This window comes from Neorhizobium petrolearium (assembly GCF_017873175.1).
Classification (GTDB): Bacteria; Pseudomonadota; Alphaproteobacteria; order Rhizobiales; family Rhizobiaceae; genus Neorhizobium; species Neorhizobium petrolearium.
Window position 1 is genome coordinate 1 of record NZ_JAGGJW010000024.1, and the last position, 14,613, is coordinate 14,613.

The 14,613-nt window shown below is 60.8% G+C and carries 16 protein-coding genes and 1 tRNA gene; 10 read left to right on the forward strand and 7 right to left on the reverse strand.

Annotated elements, in window-relative coordinates; translation table 11 throughout:
• Positions 1 to 103: 103 nt before the first annotated feature.
• Positions 104 to 193 (reverse strand) — tRNA-Ser (locus J2046_RS30840).
• Between the two features lie 222 nt (positions 194 to 415).
• Here J2046_RS30840 and J2046_RS30845 point away from each other — a divergent pair.
• The 9 genes from J2046_RS30845 (at position 416) to deoA (ending at position 9,154) form a co-directional block, all read left to right on the forward strand.
• Complete coding sequence (locus tag J2046_RS30845; protein WP_210058374.1) at positions 416 to 742, forward strand: hypothetical protein; 327 nt, start codon at positions 416 to 418, stop codon at positions 740 to 742.
• 258 nt (positions 743 to 1,000) lie between these two features.
• Positions 1,001 to 1,993 carry a BMP family lipoprotein gene (locus tag J2046_RS30850; RefSeq protein ID WP_210058375.1) on the forward strand — a complete coding sequence of 331 codons (993 nt, stop codon included), beginning with the start codon at positions 1,001 to 1,003 and terminating at the stop codon, positions 1,991 to 1,993.
• A 74-nt stretch (positions 1,994 to 2,067) separates the two neighbouring features.
• On the forward strand, positions 2,068 to 3,591 hold the full coding sequence (locus J2046_RS30855) for an ABC transporter ATP-binding protein (RefSeq protein WP_210058376.1): 1,524 nt from the start codon (positions 2,068 to 2,070) through the stop codon (positions 3,589 to 3,591).
• 76 nt (positions 3,592 to 3,667) lie between these two features.
• On the forward strand, positions 3,668 to 4,774 hold the full coding sequence (locus J2046_RS30860) for an ABC transporter permease (protein WP_210058377.1): 1,107 nt from the start codon (positions 3,668 to 3,670) through the stop codon (positions 4,772 to 4,774).
• Between the two features lie 15 nt (positions 4,775 to 4,789).
• Positions 4,790 to 5,761: an ABC transporter permease gene (locus tag J2046_RS30865; protein ID WP_210058378.1), complete on the forward strand. Its 972-nt coding sequence runs from the start codon at positions 4,790 to 4,792 to the stop codon at positions 5,759 to 5,761.
• 3 nt (positions 5,762 to 5,764) lie between these two features.
• Positions 5,765 to 6,157 (forward strand): cytidine deaminase, encoded by a 393-nt coding sequence (locus J2046_RS30870; RefSeq protein WP_210058379.1) that lies wholly within the window; start codon positions 5,765 to 5,767, stop codon positions 6,155 to 6,157.
• Positions 6,154 to 6,942 (forward strand): purine-nucleoside phosphorylase, encoded by a 789-nt coding sequence (locus J2046_RS30875; protein WP_210058380.1) that lies wholly within the window; start codon positions 6,154 to 6,156, stop codon positions 6,940 to 6,942. The genes J2046_RS30870 and J2046_RS30875 overlap by 4 nt, the downstream gene beginning before the upstream one ends.
• A gap of 120 nt (positions 6,943 to 7,062) precedes the next feature.
• Complete coding sequence (deoC, locus tag J2046_RS30880; RefSeq protein WP_210058381.1) at positions 7,063 to 7,833, forward strand: deoxyribose-phosphate aldolase; 771 nt, start codon at positions 7,063 to 7,065, stop codon at positions 7,831 to 7,833.
• 10 nt (positions 7,834 to 7,843) lie between these two features.
• Positions 7,844 to 9,154: a thymidine phosphorylase gene (deoA, locus tag J2046_RS30885; protein WP_210058382.1), complete on the forward strand. Its 1,311-nt coding sequence runs from the start codon at positions 7,844 to 7,846 to the stop codon at positions 9,152 to 9,154.
• A gap of 46 nt (positions 9,155 to 9,200) precedes the next feature.
• Here deoA and upp read toward each other — a convergent pair whose 3' ends face one another.
• From upp to J2046_RS30915, 6 genes are all read right to left on the reverse strand, one after another.
• Entirely contained in the window at positions 9,201 to 9,830 is a 630-nt protein-coding gene (gene upp, locus J2046_RS30890; RefSeq protein ID WP_037159594.1) for a uracil phosphoribosyltransferase, read from the reverse strand.
• Positions 9,831 to 9,891: 61 nt separating this feature from the next.
• Positions 9,892 to 10,896, reverse strand: coding sequence for an adenosine deaminase (locus J2046_RS30895; RefSeq protein WP_210058383.1), 1,005 nt, complete (start codon positions 10,894 to 10,896; stop codon positions 9,892 to 9,894).
• Positions 10,893 to 12,113 carry a phosphopentomutase gene (locus J2046_RS30900; protein ID WP_210058384.1) on the reverse strand — a complete coding sequence of 407 codons (1,221 nt, stop codon included), beginning with the start codon at positions 12,111 to 12,113 and terminating at the stop codon, positions 10,893 to 10,895. The genes J2046_RS30895 and J2046_RS30900 overlap by 4 nt, the downstream gene beginning before the upstream one ends.
• 108 nt (positions 12,114 to 12,221) lie before the next feature.
• Positions 12,222 to 12,818 (reverse strand): TadE/TadG family type IV pilus assembly protein, encoded by a 597-nt coding sequence (locus tag J2046_RS30905; protein WP_210058385.1) that lies wholly within the window; start codon positions 12,816 to 12,818, stop codon positions 12,222 to 12,224.
• Entirely contained in the window at positions 12,818 to 13,429 is a 612-nt protein-coding gene (locus J2046_RS30910) for a TadE/TadG family type IV pilus assembly protein (protein WP_210058386.1), read from the reverse strand. The genes J2046_RS30905 and J2046_RS30910 overlap by 1 nt, the downstream gene beginning before the upstream one ends.
• A gap of 99 nt (positions 13,430 to 13,528) precedes the next feature.
• Positions 13,529 to 13,963: a pilus assembly protein N-terminal domain-containing protein gene (locus J2046_RS30915; RefSeq protein WP_210058387.1), complete on the reverse strand. Its 435-nt coding sequence runs from the start codon at positions 13,961 to 13,963 to the stop codon at positions 13,529 to 13,531.
• 401 nt (positions 13,964 to 14,364) lie between these two features.
• Between J2046_RS30915 and J2046_RS30920 the strand changes: the two genes are divergently transcribed.
• Entirely contained in the window at positions 14,365 to 14,556 is a 192-nt protein-coding gene (locus tag J2046_RS30920; protein ID WP_210058389.1) for a Flp family type IVb pilin, read from the forward strand.
• Positions 14,557 to 14,613 lie beyond the last annotated feature (57 nt).

Here is a 14,613-nt window from a genome sequence, read left to right on the forward strand (position 1 = left end):
CAGCGAACTTTGCAAACCATCGACAATCCGTTCGGCACGAGATTGTCACCCATGTCTTAGGGACGATCTGTTACCTATGTCTCCGGTATGGACAAAGGGAGAATGGCGGACAGAGAGGGATTCGAACCCTCGATACGCTTTCACGTATACACGCGTTCCAGGCGTGCGCCTTCAACCACTCGGCCACCTGTCCTTGGAGTAAGGGCTGCATTGAAATCGGGGCAACGCAGCGGTCGGGCGCGATATATACCGATGAATTCTCAGGGATCAACCGGAATCTGAACGATTTTTGACACCGGCCCACAAAAGCTTCGCTGCCTCGTTGCCAAGCCTGCCGAACCTGCCTTATTTCTGCGAGGCGGATTGCGGCCGGACAGTATCGGGCGGGCCGCAGATAACGAACGGCTTGTCTGGAATGAGAATCGTACGGGGCGTCTTCCGTCTTTTGAGTGCTTTTGCGCTTCTGGCTGCAATCGTTGCCGGCGTGCTGGATTCGATCCAGTCGGTTTCCGCCTCGTCGGTCGTGGTGACGAGCCTCGGCAACGCCTGGCTCAACCTTGATCCGGAAAGCCTGACGCTCGCCGAAATCTCCGCGGAGACCTATGTCAGCCCCGATATCTGGCGGCCCTTCGTGGCACCGGTGCTGGCCCAGCCGGCTTTTGCCGTGTTCCTGGTGCTGGCGCTTGTTTTCTGGATGGCCGGATATCGCAAGCCGCGCTTCGCTGGGCGGTTTTCCGCCTGACGGGGATAACGCCCTGCCTGTCGATGGTCCTCGGAAGTCGCTCGAAGCTGCGAATTTATGCAGTTTCGTCAACTCTTTGGATAAGTTTTCGGCAATTCGTTCGTTTTTTACCAGTTGAAAAAAATCTCGTGAATTTTTCCGAAACCCGTGCAAGAGTGGCCGGAGCCGGACCCTTGGAAAAGAGGGCAGGTGGCCGCAGATGTACCCGGGGAACGGGCTTGCGGGAGGATCCAAACAGCTAAAAAACAGGGCTGCACAATGAAGAAAACCCTTTTGAGCCTCATTGCCTTGGCTGCCATGTCGGCAACGGCGCTTGCCGCAGAGGTCAAGCCGGCACTGGTCTACGGTACCGGCGGCAAGTTCGACAAATCCTTCAACGAGGCCGCCTTTGCGGGCGCCGAACAGTTCAAGAAGGAAACGGGCATCGAGTACCGGGATTTCGAGCCCACCAACGACACTCAGGGCGAACAGGCCATTCGCAACTTTGCAAGCCGTGGTTTCAATCCGGTCGTGGCCGTCTCGTTTGCGTGGACCTCGGCCATGGAAAAAGTCGCAGCCGAATATCCGGACACCAAGTTCGCGATCGTCGATTCCGTCGTCGACCTGCCGAACGTCCGCTCCGTCCTTTATAAGGAAGAAGAGGGCTCGTATCTCGTCGGCCTTCTCGCCGGCATGGCCTCCAAGACCGGCAAGGTCGGCTTCGTCGGCGGCATGGACATCCCGCTGATCCGCAAGTTCGGCTGCGGCTATGTCCAGGGCGTCAAGGCTGCCAAATCCGACGCGCAGGTCTTCCAGAACATGACCGGCACGACGGGTGCGGCCTGGAACGACCCGGTCCGCGGCGGCGAGCTCACCAAGAACCAGATCGACCAGGGCGCCGACGTAATCTATGCGGCAGCCGGTGCGACAGGCCTCGGCGTGCTGCAGACGGCGGCCGACAACAAGAAGCTTTCGATTGGCGTCGACTCCAACCAGAACCACCTGCATCCGGGTTCCGTCCTGACTTCCATGGTCAAGCGTGTCGATCTCGCTGTCTACAATGCGTTTAAGGATACTAAGGACGACAAGTTCTCGGCTGGCATCCAGGCTCTGGGCGTCAAGGAAGACGGCGTTGCCTACGCACTCGACGACAACAACAAGTCGCTCATCACGCCGGAAATGAAAACCGCCGTTGAAAAGGCCAAGGCCGACATCATCTCGGGCTCCGTCAAGGTGCACGACTACATGTCGGACAATTCCTGCCCGAACTAAGGACGGCTGCAAGGGCGCATGGCGACGGGAATCGCCATGCGCCCTTTTTGCATATCAAGCGGAAAGGCGGACGATTGAGCCTCGACTCTTCCAATGAGCCCGCGATCGAACTTGTCGGCATCGACAAGCGGTTCGGTGCGGTGCATGCGAACAAGAACATCAATCTGACGGTTGCCAAGGGCTCGATCCACGGCATCATCGGGGAAAACGGTGCCGGAAAATCGACGCTCATGTCGATCCTCTACGGCTTCTATCATGCTGACCAGGGTGAAATCCGCATTTCAGGCAAGCCGATCACTATACGCGACAGCCAGGCGGCGATCGCTGCCGGCATCGGCATGGTGCACCAGCATTTTATGCTGGTCGAGAACTTCACCGTCTTGGAAAACGTGATGCTCGGCGCCGAAGGCGGCCAGTTGCTTCGCAAAGGCGTTGCGAGTGCCCGAAGGGAGCTGAAGCGCCTGGAGGACGATTACGGCCTGGAGGTCGATCCGGACGCAGTCATCGAGGAACTGCCCGTCGGCAGCCAGCAGCGCGTCGAAATCCTGAAGGCGCTTTATCGCGGCGCCGAGATCCTCATTCTCGACGAACCGACGGGCGTGCTCACCCCGGCTGAGGCGGACCACCTTTTCAAGGTGCTGCGGGTGCTGCGCGACCAGGGCAAGACGATCATTCTGATCACCCACAAGCTCCGCGAGATCATGGCGATCACCGACACGGTTTCCGTCATGCGCCGCGGTGAAATGGTTGCGACCCGCAAGACGGCCGAAACGACGGTGGAAGAACTCGCCGAGCTGATGGTCGGCCGCCGCGTGCTGTTGCGGGTCGAAAAGGGCGAGGCCAAGCCCGGCAAGGTCCTGCTCTCCGTCAGGAACCTGACGGTCAAGGACAGCCGCGGCGTCACCATGGTGGACGATGTCTCTCTGGAGGTTCGCGCCGGCGAGATCGTCGGCATTGCGGGCGTCGCCGGCAACGGCCAGTCGGAGCTTCTGGAGGCGATTGCCGGTATCCGCAAACCGGCCTCCGGCGAGATCTTCCTCGATGGCAAACCGGTTGCCGGCGTCGGTCCGGCCGAGTTGCGCAGTCTCGGCCTTGCCCATATCCCGGAAGACCGCCACCACATGGGCCTTGTGCTGAAATTCGAGGAATACGAGAACTCGATCCTCGGCTATCACCGCGACCAGCGTTACGGGCGTGGCGCGCTGCTGGACCTCGATGCGATCCGCAAGGATGCGGAGGAGAAGATCGCCAAATACGATATCCGTCCGCCGAACCCGCGATTGAGGACGGCGAATTTCTCCGGCGGCAACCAGCAGAAGATCGTTGTTGCGCGCGAGATCGAGCGCGATCCGAATGTCCTGATCATCGGTCAGCCGACCCGCGGCGTCGATATCGGCGCGATCGAATTCATCCACAAGCGCATCATTGAGATGCGCGATGCCGGCAAGGCGGTGCTCCTGGTTTCGGTCGAGCTCGATGAAATACGCTCTCTCTCCGACCGCATCCTGGTGATGTTTGCCGGCAAGGTGGTCGGCGAGAAGTCGGGCGAGGCCGGCGAGCAGACGCTGGGCCTGATGATGGCAGGGATTGCCGCATGACTTCTGAAGGATCGATCTGTTTGAGCCAAGAGATGCTCAGCACCATGACGGCAGCCGGAAAAGTGCGGGAGGAGGTATGAGCACCGCATCCGTTCCGCTTCCTGCCTGGATCAATTACGGCGTCATCCCGCTCCTCAATCTTGTCCTTGCCTTCTTCTTCTCCGGGCTGGTCGTCTGGGCGATTGGCGAAAATCCGTTCGAGGCGCTGCAACTTCTGTTGATCGGCGCGCTCGGCCGTGGCGAAGGCATCGGTTTCACCCTGTTCTACACGACGAGCTTCATCTTTACCGGTCTGTCCGTAGCGGTCGCCATCCATGCGGGCCTGTTCAACATCGGTTCCGAAGGGCAGGCCTATCTCGGCGGCCTGGGTGCTGCGCTCGTCGCGCTCTCGCTGGACCATTACGTCCCCTGGTACGTCACCATGCCGTTCGCGGTGTTTGGAGCGGCATTGTTCGGCGCGGCCTGCGCGGCGATTCCCGCATGGCTGCAGGCCAAGCGGGGCAGCCATATCGTCATCACCACGATCATGTTCAATTTCATCGTTTCGTCGCTGATGAATTACGTGCTGGTGCGCGTGCTGATCGTGCCTGGCAAGATGGCGCCTGAAACCCGCACCTTTCTGCCTGGTGGGCAACTCCCCAAGCTCGACTGGCTGATCTCCATGTTCGGCGGCAAGCTGGGGGCGGCACCACTCAACTTTTCCTTCCTGATCGCGCTCGTCATGTGTTTCCTGGTCTGGGTGCTGATCTGGCGCACCAGGCTGGGCTACGAGATGCGCACGCTCGGCATCAGCCCGAGTGCTGCGAGCTACGCCGGCATCCCCTATGCGAAGATCGTCATGATCACCATGCTGATTTCCGGCGGCCTGGCCGGCATGATGGCGCTCAATCCGGTCATGGGCGCGTCCGCCCGCCTGCAGATCGAATTCGTCGGTGGCGCCGGTTTCGTCGGCATTGCCGTGTCGCTCATGGGCCGAAACCATCCCGTCGGCATCATCTTGTCGGCGCTGCTTTTCGGCATTCTCTATCAGGGTGGCGCTGAACTCTCGTTCGACATGCCGAAAATCACCCGTGATATGATCGTCGTCATCCAGGGCATGGTGATCCTGTTCGCTGGTGCATTGGAATATATGCTCCGCCCGGCCATCGTCCGGTTCTACCAGCAGGCCGTAGGCGGCAAATAGGCGGGAACGAGGCTCATGGATTATTTCGATATTCTCATCAGTATTCTCGGCTCGGCGATCCGCCTGTCGGTCCCGCTGCTGTTCACCGCGCTTGCCGGACTGTTTTCCGAACGCGCCGGCATCTTCGATATAGGCCTCGAAGGCAAGATGCTGGCGTCCGCCTTCGCATCCGCCTGCGTGGCCTACTGGACCGGCAATGCCTGGCTCGGCCTTCTTGCGGGCATCGGCATATCGATTGTCTTTTCGCTCGTGCACGGTTTTGCCTCGATCACCAATCGCGGCAACCAGATCGTCTCCGGCGTGGCCCTGAACTTCGTGGCCGCAGGTCTGACGATCGTGCTGGGCCAGGCCTGGTTCAACCAGGGAGGACGAACGGGGCAGGTGCCGGCCGAAGGTCGCTTCTCCTCCATCGTCCTGCCCGGTGCGGATGCGGTGCGCGACGTGCCGATCATCGGGCCGCTTTATGCCAACGTCATTTCCGGCAACAATATACTGACCTATATCGCCTTCCTGATGGTGCCGGTTTCCTGGTGGGTGCTTTATCGCACGCGTTTCGGTCTTAGGCTGCGGGCCGTTGGCGAAAATCCGGGAGCGGTGGATACGGCCGGCATTTCCGTGAGTTGGCTCAGGTATCGCGCGCTGATCGTGGCGGGCTTCCTCTGCGGCTTCTCCGGGACCTATCTGGCGATTGCCCAGTCGGCCGCCTTTATCAACAACATGTCGGCCGGCAAGGGCTATATCGCGCTTGCCGCGCTGATCTTCGCCAAGTGGAAGCCGGTGCCGGTCATGCTGGCCTGCCTGCTTTTCGGTTTCCTAGATGCCTTCGCCAACTTCATGCAGGGAAAATCGGTGCCGCTGCTCGGAGAAGTGCCGGTTCAGATTTTCCAGGCGTTGCCCTATATTCTGACCTGCGTGCTGCTGGCGGGCTTCATCGGCATCGCCCGTCCGCCCAAGGCGGGCGGCGTGCCCTATACGAAGGAGCGTTGATCGATGTCTCATGAGCTTTTCGAAGCCGCTCGCGAGGCGATGACCAAGGCCTACGCGCCCTATTCGAAATTCCCGGTGGGCGTGGCGATCCGGGCTGACGATGGAAAGGTCTACCTCGGCGCCAATATCGAGAACCTTTCCTTTCCCCAGGGGTGGTGTGCCGAGCCGACCGCGATCGGTGCGATGATTATGGGTGGGGCAAAGAGGATCGAGGAACTCGCCGTGATCGCCGAAAAGCTGCCGCTCTGCACACCATGCGGCGGCTGCCGGCAGAAGATTTCGGAATTCGCCTCGGCCGGGACACGCATCTATCTTTGCGACGATGCCGGCGTACAGAAGACGGTCACCATGGCCGAGCTTCTGCCCTATGCCTTCGAAACGGATGTGATCGGATGAGAGAGGTTGTCGACCTGCTCGTGGATCGCCTTGGTGGCCTCATGCCGCGCCATGCGATCGTGCTTGGCTCCGGCCTGGGTTCGCTGGTTGACGATGTGAAGGGGCAGGTCCGCATTCCCTACGGGATGCTGGAAGGCTTCCCTGTCAGCGGAGTCACCGGTCACGCGGGCGAACTGGTCGCCGGGCGCCTTGGCGGCACGCCGGTCATTATGCTTTCGGGCCGGGCCCATTATTATGAACATGGCGACGCGAAGGCGATGCGCCTTCCGATCGAGGTCTTGAAAGGGCTTGGCGTCCGGTCGCTGATCCTCACGAACTCGGCCGGATCGCTCCGGGAAGACATGCCACCCGGTTCGGTCATGCAGATCACCGACCACATCAACTATTCCGGCATGAATCCGTTGATTGGAGAGAAGGGCGACCGCCGTTTCGTCGGGATGACCAGTGCGTATGACGCGGGCCTTGCCCTGGACATGCGCAATGCGGCCATCCGCTGCGGTATTCCGCTGTTTTCCGGCGTCTACATGTGGTTCTCCGGCCCGAGCTTCGAAACGCCGGCGGAGATCCGCATGGCGCGAATCCTGGGTGCCGACGCGGTCGGCATGTCGACGGTGCCGGAAGTCATCCTCGCGCGCTATTTCGGGCTCAAGGTTGCGGCGGCTTCGGTCGTCACCAATTTCGGTGCGGGCATGACCGGCGCGGAATTGAGCCACGAGGAGACCAAGGACATGGCGCCCGTCGGCGGGCAGCGATTGGCCGCGATCCTGAAAGAAATCTTGGCTTGATTACACGATGGATTTCAAACGGATACGTTCCGTGTGGCGATCTGCCCTCAGGCTGCGGGTTGCATCTAATCGTTTGAACGATAAATATACCGGCTGATTTAAGCCGGGGAGGCACACGAAATGGAACTCCTGAGCCCACGCGAGGTGGCAGCCTTCGCGCTCTCGCTTCTCGACCTGACGAACCTGCGCGACGATTGCGACAATGCAGCGATCGAGAAACTATGCCTGCGCGCCGAGACGCCCTACGGCCATACCGCGGCCATCTGCATCTGGCCGCGTTTCGTCGCGCATGCGCGCGCCATCCTGGGGCCTGGGCATGCGGTCCGCATCGCCACCGTGGTGAATTTCCCGTCGGGGGACCTGGCGGTTGCCGCTGTCGTCGAGGAAACGAAGAAGGCAATCGAGGACGGCGCCGACGAAATCGACATGGTCATCCCCTATCGCAAGCTTCTGGCCGGCGACGAGGCAGCCGTGACGGAGATGGTCGAGGCTGTGCGCGACGCGTGCCCGAATGCCTGCCTGAAGGTGATCCTCGAGACGGGGGAACTGAAGGACAGCGGCTTCATCCGCCGCGCTTCCGAGCTCGCAATCGCCGCTGGCGCGGATTTCATCAAGACCTCGACCGGCAAGGTCGCCGTCAATGCGACGCTTGAAGCGGCGGACATCATGCTGCGGGCTATCCGGGATTCCAAAAAGCGCGTCGGCTTCAAGCCCGCGGGTGGCATCGGCAGCGTTGCCGATGCCGATCTCTACCTGCGCCTTGCCGAAACCATCATGGGCGCGAACTGGATCATGCCGTCGACATTCCGTTTCGGGGCATCCGGCCTGCTCGACGATATCCTGGGCGTGCTCAGCGGCAGCAACGCCATTCGCGCGTCGGGCGGCTACTGAAGAGAAGATCATGATCCCGCAGGAAATCATCCGCCGCAAACGCGACGGAAAGAATCTTTCCGCTGAAGAGATCGGAGCCTTCGTCGCAGGCTTGACGAAGGAGGAAATCACCGAGGGTCAGGCTGCGGCCTTCGCCATGGCTGTCTTCTTTCGGGGCATGTCCCGTAATGAGACGGTGGCGTTGACGCTTGCCATGCGTGATTCCGGCACGGTTCTGGATTGGCGCGGCCTCGACCGCCCCGTGGCGGACAAGCATTCGACAGGCGGCGTCGGTGACAACGTTTCCTTGATGCTGGCGCCGATCGTCGCGGCCTGCGGCCTTGCGGTCCCGATGATTTCCGGCCGTGGGCTGGGGCACACGGGCGGCACGCTCGACAAGCTGCAGTCGATCCCCGGTTATGATGTCATGCCGGAAGAGGCTCTCTTCCGGAAGGTCGTCGATGAGATTGGTTGTGCCATAATAGGACAGACCGCCGAGCTTGCGCCCGCAGACCGGCGTCTCTATGCGATCCGCGACGTCACCGCGACGGTGGAGTCCGTGCCGCTGATCACCGCTTCCATCCTGTCGAAGAAGCTTGCGGCGGGCCTCGGCAGTCTGGTGCTCGACGTCAAGGTCGGCAACGGCGCCTTCATGGAAAGTCTGGAGGAAGCCGAGACACTCGCCCGCTCTCTGGTCGAGGTGGCGAATGGGGCAGGCGTCAGGACCGCCGCATTGCTGACCGACATGAACGAGCCGCTTGCCGATGCAGCCGGTAACACGCTCGAGGTCATCAACTGCCTCGATTTTCTGGCCGGGCTTAAGTCTGGCACGCGACTGGAAACGGTTGTCATCGCGGAAGCCGCCGAAATGCTGGTTCTGGCCGGCATTGCCGGCGATCGGCCGGAAGCGGAGGAGAATGCCCGGCAAGTTCTGGCATCCGGCGAGGCGATGGAGCGTTTCGCCCGCATGGTGCATGCGCTGGGCGGGCCGTCTGATTTTTGCGAGCGCCCTGATGCCTATCTTGAGCGTGCACCGGTGCGGCTGCGCGTCGAGGCGCCGCAGGACGGATATCTTACGGCTTGCGAGACCCGTGCTCTCGGTCTCGCCGTGGTAGAGCTCGGCGGCGGACGCAGGCGGGCGGCGGATGCGATCGACCATCGTGTCGGCATCAGCGAACTTCTGCCTTTAGGCACACCGGTTTCAAAGGGCGAGCCGATCGCCATGGTGCATGCGAAAAACCGGGAAGATGCGGAGCGGATCGCGAAGGACGTGGCTCGTTTCTACACGATCGCCGACACGTCGCCTGAACCATCGCCGGTCGTCATCAAGCATATCGCCTGATCCCGCCGGATAAGTTTCAGTTTTTTCCTCCCAGCCGTGTCAGGGATTATTTTGTGCCATACATGCGGTCACCGGCATCGCCGAGACCGGGCACGATATAACCCTTCTCGTTGAGATGGCTGTCGATCGCGGCTGTATAGATCTTGACGTCCGGATGGGCGCCCTGGAAATTCTTGATGCCTTCCGGAGCGGCCAGCAGGCAGAGGAAGCGGATGTTGTGAGCGCCGCGCTCCTTCAGCTTGTCCACCGCCGCGATCGAGGAATTGCCGGTCGCGAGCATAGGATCGACCACGATGATGAGCCGTTCGGCAATGTCTTCCGGCGCCTTGAAGTAATATTCGACCGGCTGCAGCGTTTCGTGGTCGCGATAGACGCCGATATGCGAGACGCGTGCCGAAGGCACAAGTTCGAGCATGCCCTCCAGAAGGCCGTTGCCGGCGCGCAGGATGGAGGCGAAGACGAGTTTCTTGCCTTCGACGACGGGCGCCTGCATTTCGGTAAGCGGCGTCTCGATCGTCTCCATGGTCAGTTCGAGGTCGCGGGTCACTTCATAGCAGAGCAGCATGGAAATCTCGCGCAGCAGCCGCCGGAAGCCGGCCGTCGAGGTTTCTTTCTTGCGCATGATCGTCAGCTTGTGCTGCACCAGCGGATGATCGATGACAGTGACGCCGTCCATGAGCTTCCCCTTATTCCTGCCTGTTCTTTCTTTTGAGGAAAAAGCCACGTTCCGCAAGCCGTCAGGCGCGTTTTGCGGCCTCGTCCCCAGCCTGTGCGTCGAAACGCGCCAGCAACCTGCAGCGCGTATCTTCGTCGACGAAGGCGGCTTCGAGCGCCGTGCGCGTCATGGCGTCGATATCCCCGTCCGAAAATCCCATGATCTTCGATGCAATCTCGTATTCACGTGTCAGAGACGTATGGAAGAAGGGAGGATCGTCGGAATTGAGGCAGACACGCACGCCGGCCGCCTTGAGCCGCCTCAGCGGGTGACTGTCGAAGTCCGGGAAGACGTTCAGAGCGATATTGGAGCCCGGACAGACCTCCAGCACGATGCCGAGATCGGCAAGACGCGCCACCAGCACCGGGTCTTCGATCGCACGCACGCCATGGCCGATCCGCGAAGGTTTCACGAGATCGAGCGCATCGGAGACGCTGAAGGCACCGCAGACTTCTCCGGCATGGATCGTCAGCCCGAGTCCCGCATCGCGGGCGATGTCGAAAGCGCGCGCATAGTCGGCGACTCGGCCCATGCGCTCTTCGCCGGCCATGTTGAAGCCCGTCACCAGCGGGTTCTTTGCCCGTGCGGCATATTCTGCGGCGGCGATTACCCGGTCCTGACCGAAGTGCCGCTCGCCGGTGACGATTATGCGCGCCTCGATACCGGTCTTTTCGCGCGCGGCATGGATACCGTCCGAGATGCCGGCAAGGTAGGCGTCGGCCCCAAGCCCGATCCGGTCGCCATGGTCCGGTGAGACGATGATCTCGCTGTAGATCGTATTGGCGGCGGCAAGCTCCGTCAGGTAGGTCTCGGTCAGCAGCGCATAGTCATCGGCCGTCTTGAAGAGGGCAGCGACTGCGTCATAACAGACGAGGAATTCGGCAAAGTCCGACCAGACATACGCGCCGTTGCGCAAAATGTGGCTCGTATCGACGCCGTATTTCCTGGCCTGCGCTGCGGCAAGTGCCGGCGGCGCCGCGCCTTCTATGTGGCAATGGATTTCGGCCTTGAGGAGCTGCGCAGTCAAAGGAAGCTCCGTCCATGCGGTCCCGGCGGGATGGAGAGATGGGTGGCGATCGTCTCCGCGATATCCGCATAGGTCGACCTCAGCCCGATGGAACGGGAACGGATTCCGGGGCCGAAAGCCATGATCGGCACCCGCTCGCGGGTATGGTCGGTCCCGCGCCAGGTCGGATCGCAGCCGTGGTCGGCGGTGAGGATTACCAGATCGCCGGGCTTCAGCCGCCGGTGAATGTCCGGCAATGCGCGATCGAAAGCTTCGAGCGCCGCCGCATAGCCTGGAACGTCACGGCGATGGCCGTAAAGCATGTCGAAATCGACGAAATTGGTGAAGACGAGATCGCCGACGGCTGCCTCGTCCATGGCGGAAAGCGTCGCGTCCATCAGGGCCGCATTGCCGTTTGCCTTGATGACGCGCGATACGCCCTGATGGGCAAAGATGTCGCCGATCTTGCCGATGGCATGCACCGATCGTCCCTCCTGAATCAATCGGTCGAGGAGTGTCGGTTCCGGCGGGGGAACGGAAAAGTCGCGGCGGTTGCCGGTGCGCTCGAAGGTTTCCGCCGTCTCGCCGACGAAGGGGCGCGCGATCACTCTGCCGATGTTGAGCGGGTCGAGCAGTTCGCGCACCACCTGGCAGAGCGTGATGAGCCGGTCGAGGCCGAAATGGGTCTCGTGAGCGGCGATCTGGAACACGGAATCGCTTGAGGTATAGCAGATCGGTTTTCCGGTACGGATATGTTCCTCTCCAAGCCGCGCGATGATCTCCGTGCCTGATGCATGGCAATTGCCGAGAATGCCCGGAATATTGCCTTCCCGGCAGATCGCCTCGATCAGTTCGGGCGGAAATGCATCTCCCTCGCCCGGGAAGTAACCCCAGTCGAACATCACTGGAGTTCCGGCGATCTCCCAATGCCCGGATGGCGTATCCTTGCCGCGGGAAACCTCGTTTGCCGCGCCATGGAGGCCGAAAACGCGTTCGGGCATCGGCATGCCGTCCGGATAGTTACCGCTGGCAAGCTTGGCGATTTCGAGAAGTCCGAGCGAAGACATGTTCGGCAGGTGCAGCGGACCTTCCCGAAGGCCGGTCCGATCGCCGGCGCCGGCGGCACAGAATTCCGCGATATGGCCGAGCGTGTTGGAACCCAGATCGCCATACTCTTCCGCATCGCGGGCACCGCCCACGCCGAAGGAGTCGAGAACGAACAGGAAGGCACGTGCCATTGGTCACCCGGGTACTGAGATGCAATTGGGCCGGCATTTCTCAACCGGCGTGAATTGGGACTCATATAACCGCAGACGTGGCTTGGCAAAGGGGCTGGTGTTTCCTGGTCACCCGCAATCGGTACAGGAAATGCTGTCTCCGAAACGCTGGCGATAGAAAAATTCCTGGCTGATCGGGATCTCCTGCAGACTTGTCGGCACCAGGCCGGACATGAACATCAGGAGGTCGTGTTTCACCAGAACCTCGGATCGTATCAGGAAGGAACTGGCAAGGCGCATCTTCTCGGGGACATAGACCGGCGAGCCGACCGCATAGGGTGCGCCCCCGCCGTTCTGCCAGGACCATGCGACTGTCGGGTTGCCGTCGGCATCGATTGCGACGCCGGTAACCTTGATGCTCGGGTCATGTGCTGTGTAGGGCACGAAAATGCTTGCGGCCAGATGCGGCATCGTCGCGAGAAAGGCCTTGTTCACGCTCGCCTCGCGGGCCACGAGGTCGGCAATGGTGTCGGCACTGTGCGTCACTCTCTTCGAGACGCTGAATCCGATCGTCAGCTCGAAGGAGGTGATGTAGAGGCTCAAGAGAAGCGGCGCGATGAGCGCGAATTCGACGGCGCCGACGCCGCGCCGGTCGGCAATGAACTGCCTGAGCGCGATGAGGAAGCCCTGTGGCCGCTTCTGCGATTGCGGTTTTTGCCCTTCCATCACGGATAGTCCTCGTTTCGGACGGTGGATGTCTGCACGATCAGGAAATAGTTGTCGCCGCTGGCGGGCTGGACATTGGTTATCAAGGGCCGGATCAGATCTGTGATGACGTCCCAGCGATAGTAGGCGCGCACCATGTTGATGGTCTTCTGCGCACCCGGCGAATAGGCGAACGCGGATGTATCCAGGTCACCGTCCGGCGTCAAAGGGACAGAGTCCGGCACATCCATGAAGTCCGTGAAACTGCGGACATCGAGCCATAGCTTGTTCGGCGTGCCGATCTCCGTCTCGCTGCACTTGATCATGATCGAAACTTCGTCGCAGAAAGCGCGCCGGAATTCGGTGCTGCTCGTGTTGCCGGCGGTGATGCTGCCGGTTCTGATCCTGCGCGCCATCGTGTCGACGGCGTTCCCGACGAGCTGCTCGCCGGTATAGGCGATGAAGGTCTCGATGATCGCGAAAATGATGATGAAGTAGGGGATGGCGAGCAGGGCGAATTCGATCGCCGCCGCACCGTCCCGCGAGCGGAGGATTCGCCGCCACGCTCCCTTGCGCCTGCTTCTCGCCGGCACAGGCGCGCCCCCTCTGGTCTCGTCATGATCCTGGCACATGCTTTCCGCCCGACAGCCCTTTTGAGCGTCTGGATCGTACGTGGGGATTGTTGAGATTCCGTTGCCGCGATGGCTGGGAGTTTAACGACCTGTCCCTGATCAGGGCGAGGCGTTACTGTTGCTGCTGGTGTCGTTCTTGAACTCCGCGTGCTGTTCGCAATTGGGTGTGCAGGACAGGACGGAGCGGGCTGTCTGCCGGTAGACGCGCACGGTATTTCCCTCGTCGATCGAAACGAGGATGCGCTCGTCGGCAATCGCATTGCCTTCCGTATCGAGCAGCACGAGGTTTGTCGTCCCGAAGCTGCGGCCCGTGAGCACGATCGTGGTGGGATCCGCAACCGTGGCGTCGGCGACGTTCGAATTGCCGACGATGACCTTGCTGACCGGCCGGTCGAGCTTCAGCACGCGCGCGTGATTCATGAAGACGCGCAGCAGACCGCTTTCCTGTTCTTCCTGCGCAGCGGCCTGTCCCGCAACGGCGAAGACCAGGCCGCCAAGGACGGCAAGTCGAAGCATGACGCTACGCAACAGCATGAAAGGCGGCCTTTGGGTGCAGTTTATGGTTCGCAAAGAATGGATGTGATTGGTGAATGAAGAGTTAAGCGGCACATGTAGGCGCCTTTGACATCTTCTTAACTTTCCGAATGGCCATCTGGCTGGGGCACGTTGTCCCGGCTCCTGCCCGGAAAAAGTTCGTTAAGTTGCTGTAAAACAACTGATATTAGAAGTGACGATAGTCAATTTTCACCGCTCGAATACCGCCTTTTTTCTTCTTCCTTCATTTACCACTCGAAGGGCAAATCCGCCGTTAACCGGATGGTAACACTGTTCCTTAAGCCGTTGGAAATCGTCGGTCCGTAGATTGTGCCCATCCGAACAGCGGAAACAGTTGTCGGGAAGTGCTGAACAACAATCGTCGAGTATAGGAGAATTCCATGTCCAAGATTTTCGCTCGTTTTCTGAAGGATGAATCTGGCGCGACTGCCATCGAATATGGTCTCATCGCTGCTCTCATCTCCGTCGCCCTGATCGCCGGTGCATCGACGCTCGGTGATAGCCTTGATGCGCAGTTCGCGCGTCTTGGAGGCATTGTGGCTGACCCTGAAGCTGCTGCTGGCGGCGAATAAGCCCGCCAGATCTATCGTAATTCGGAGCCGCCCTCATCGGGCGGCTTTATGCATTTG

Coding starts and splice junctions, on each gene's coding strand:
- J2046_RS30845 (WP_210058374.1), top strand. CDS start 416: ATGAGAATCGTACGGGGCGTCTTCCGTCTTTTGAGTGCTTTTGCGCTT.
- deoA (WP_210058382.1), top strand. CDS start 7,844: ATGATCCCGCAGGAAATCATCCGCCGCAAACGCGACGGAAAGAATCTT.
- J2046_RS30850 (WP_210058375.1), top strand. CDS start 1,001: ATGAAGAAAACCCTTTTGAGCCTCATTGCCTTGGCTGCCATGTCGGCA.
- J2046_RS30860 (WP_210058377.1), top strand. CDS start 3,668: ATGAGCACCGCATCCGTTCCGCTTCCTGCCTGGATCAATTACGGCGTC.
- J2046_RS30905 (WP_210058385.1), bottom strand. CDS start 12,818: ATGGAAGGGCAAAAACCGCAATCGCAGAAGCGGCCACAGGGCTTCCTC.
- deoC (WP_210058381.1), top strand. CDS start 7,063: ATGGAACTCCTGAGCCCACGCGAGGTGGCAGCCTTCGCGCTCTCGCTT.
- upp (WP_037159594.1), bottom strand. CDS start 9,830: ATGGACGGCGTCACTGTCATCGATCATCCGCTGGTGCAGCACAAGCTG.
- J2046_RS30900 (WP_210058384.1), bottom strand. CDS start 12,113: ATGGCACGTGCCTTCCTGTTCGTTCTCGACTCCTTCGGCGTGGGCGGT.
- J2046_RS30910 (WP_210058386.1), bottom strand. CDS start 13,429: ATGTGCCAGGATCATGACGAGACCAGAGGGGGCGCGCCTGTGCCGGCG.
- J2046_RS30915 (WP_210058387.1), bottom strand. CDS start 13,963: ATGCTGTTGCGTAGCGTCATGCTTCGACTTGCCGTCCTTGGCGGCCTG.
- J2046_RS30870 (WP_210058379.1), top strand. CDS start 5,765: ATGTCTCATGAGCTTTTCGAAGCCGCTCGCGAGGCGATGACCAAGGCC.
- J2046_RS30875 (WP_210058380.1), top strand. CDS start 6,154: ATGAGAGAGGTTGTCGACCTGCTCGTGGATCGCCTTGGTGGCCTCATG.
- J2046_RS30865 (WP_210058378.1), top strand. CDS start 4,790: ATGGATTATTTCGATATTCTCATCAGTATTCTCGGCTCGGCGATCCGC.
- J2046_RS30920 (WP_210058389.1), top strand. CDS start 14,365: ATGTCCAAGATTTTCGCTCGTTTTCTGAAGGATGAATCTGGCGCGACT.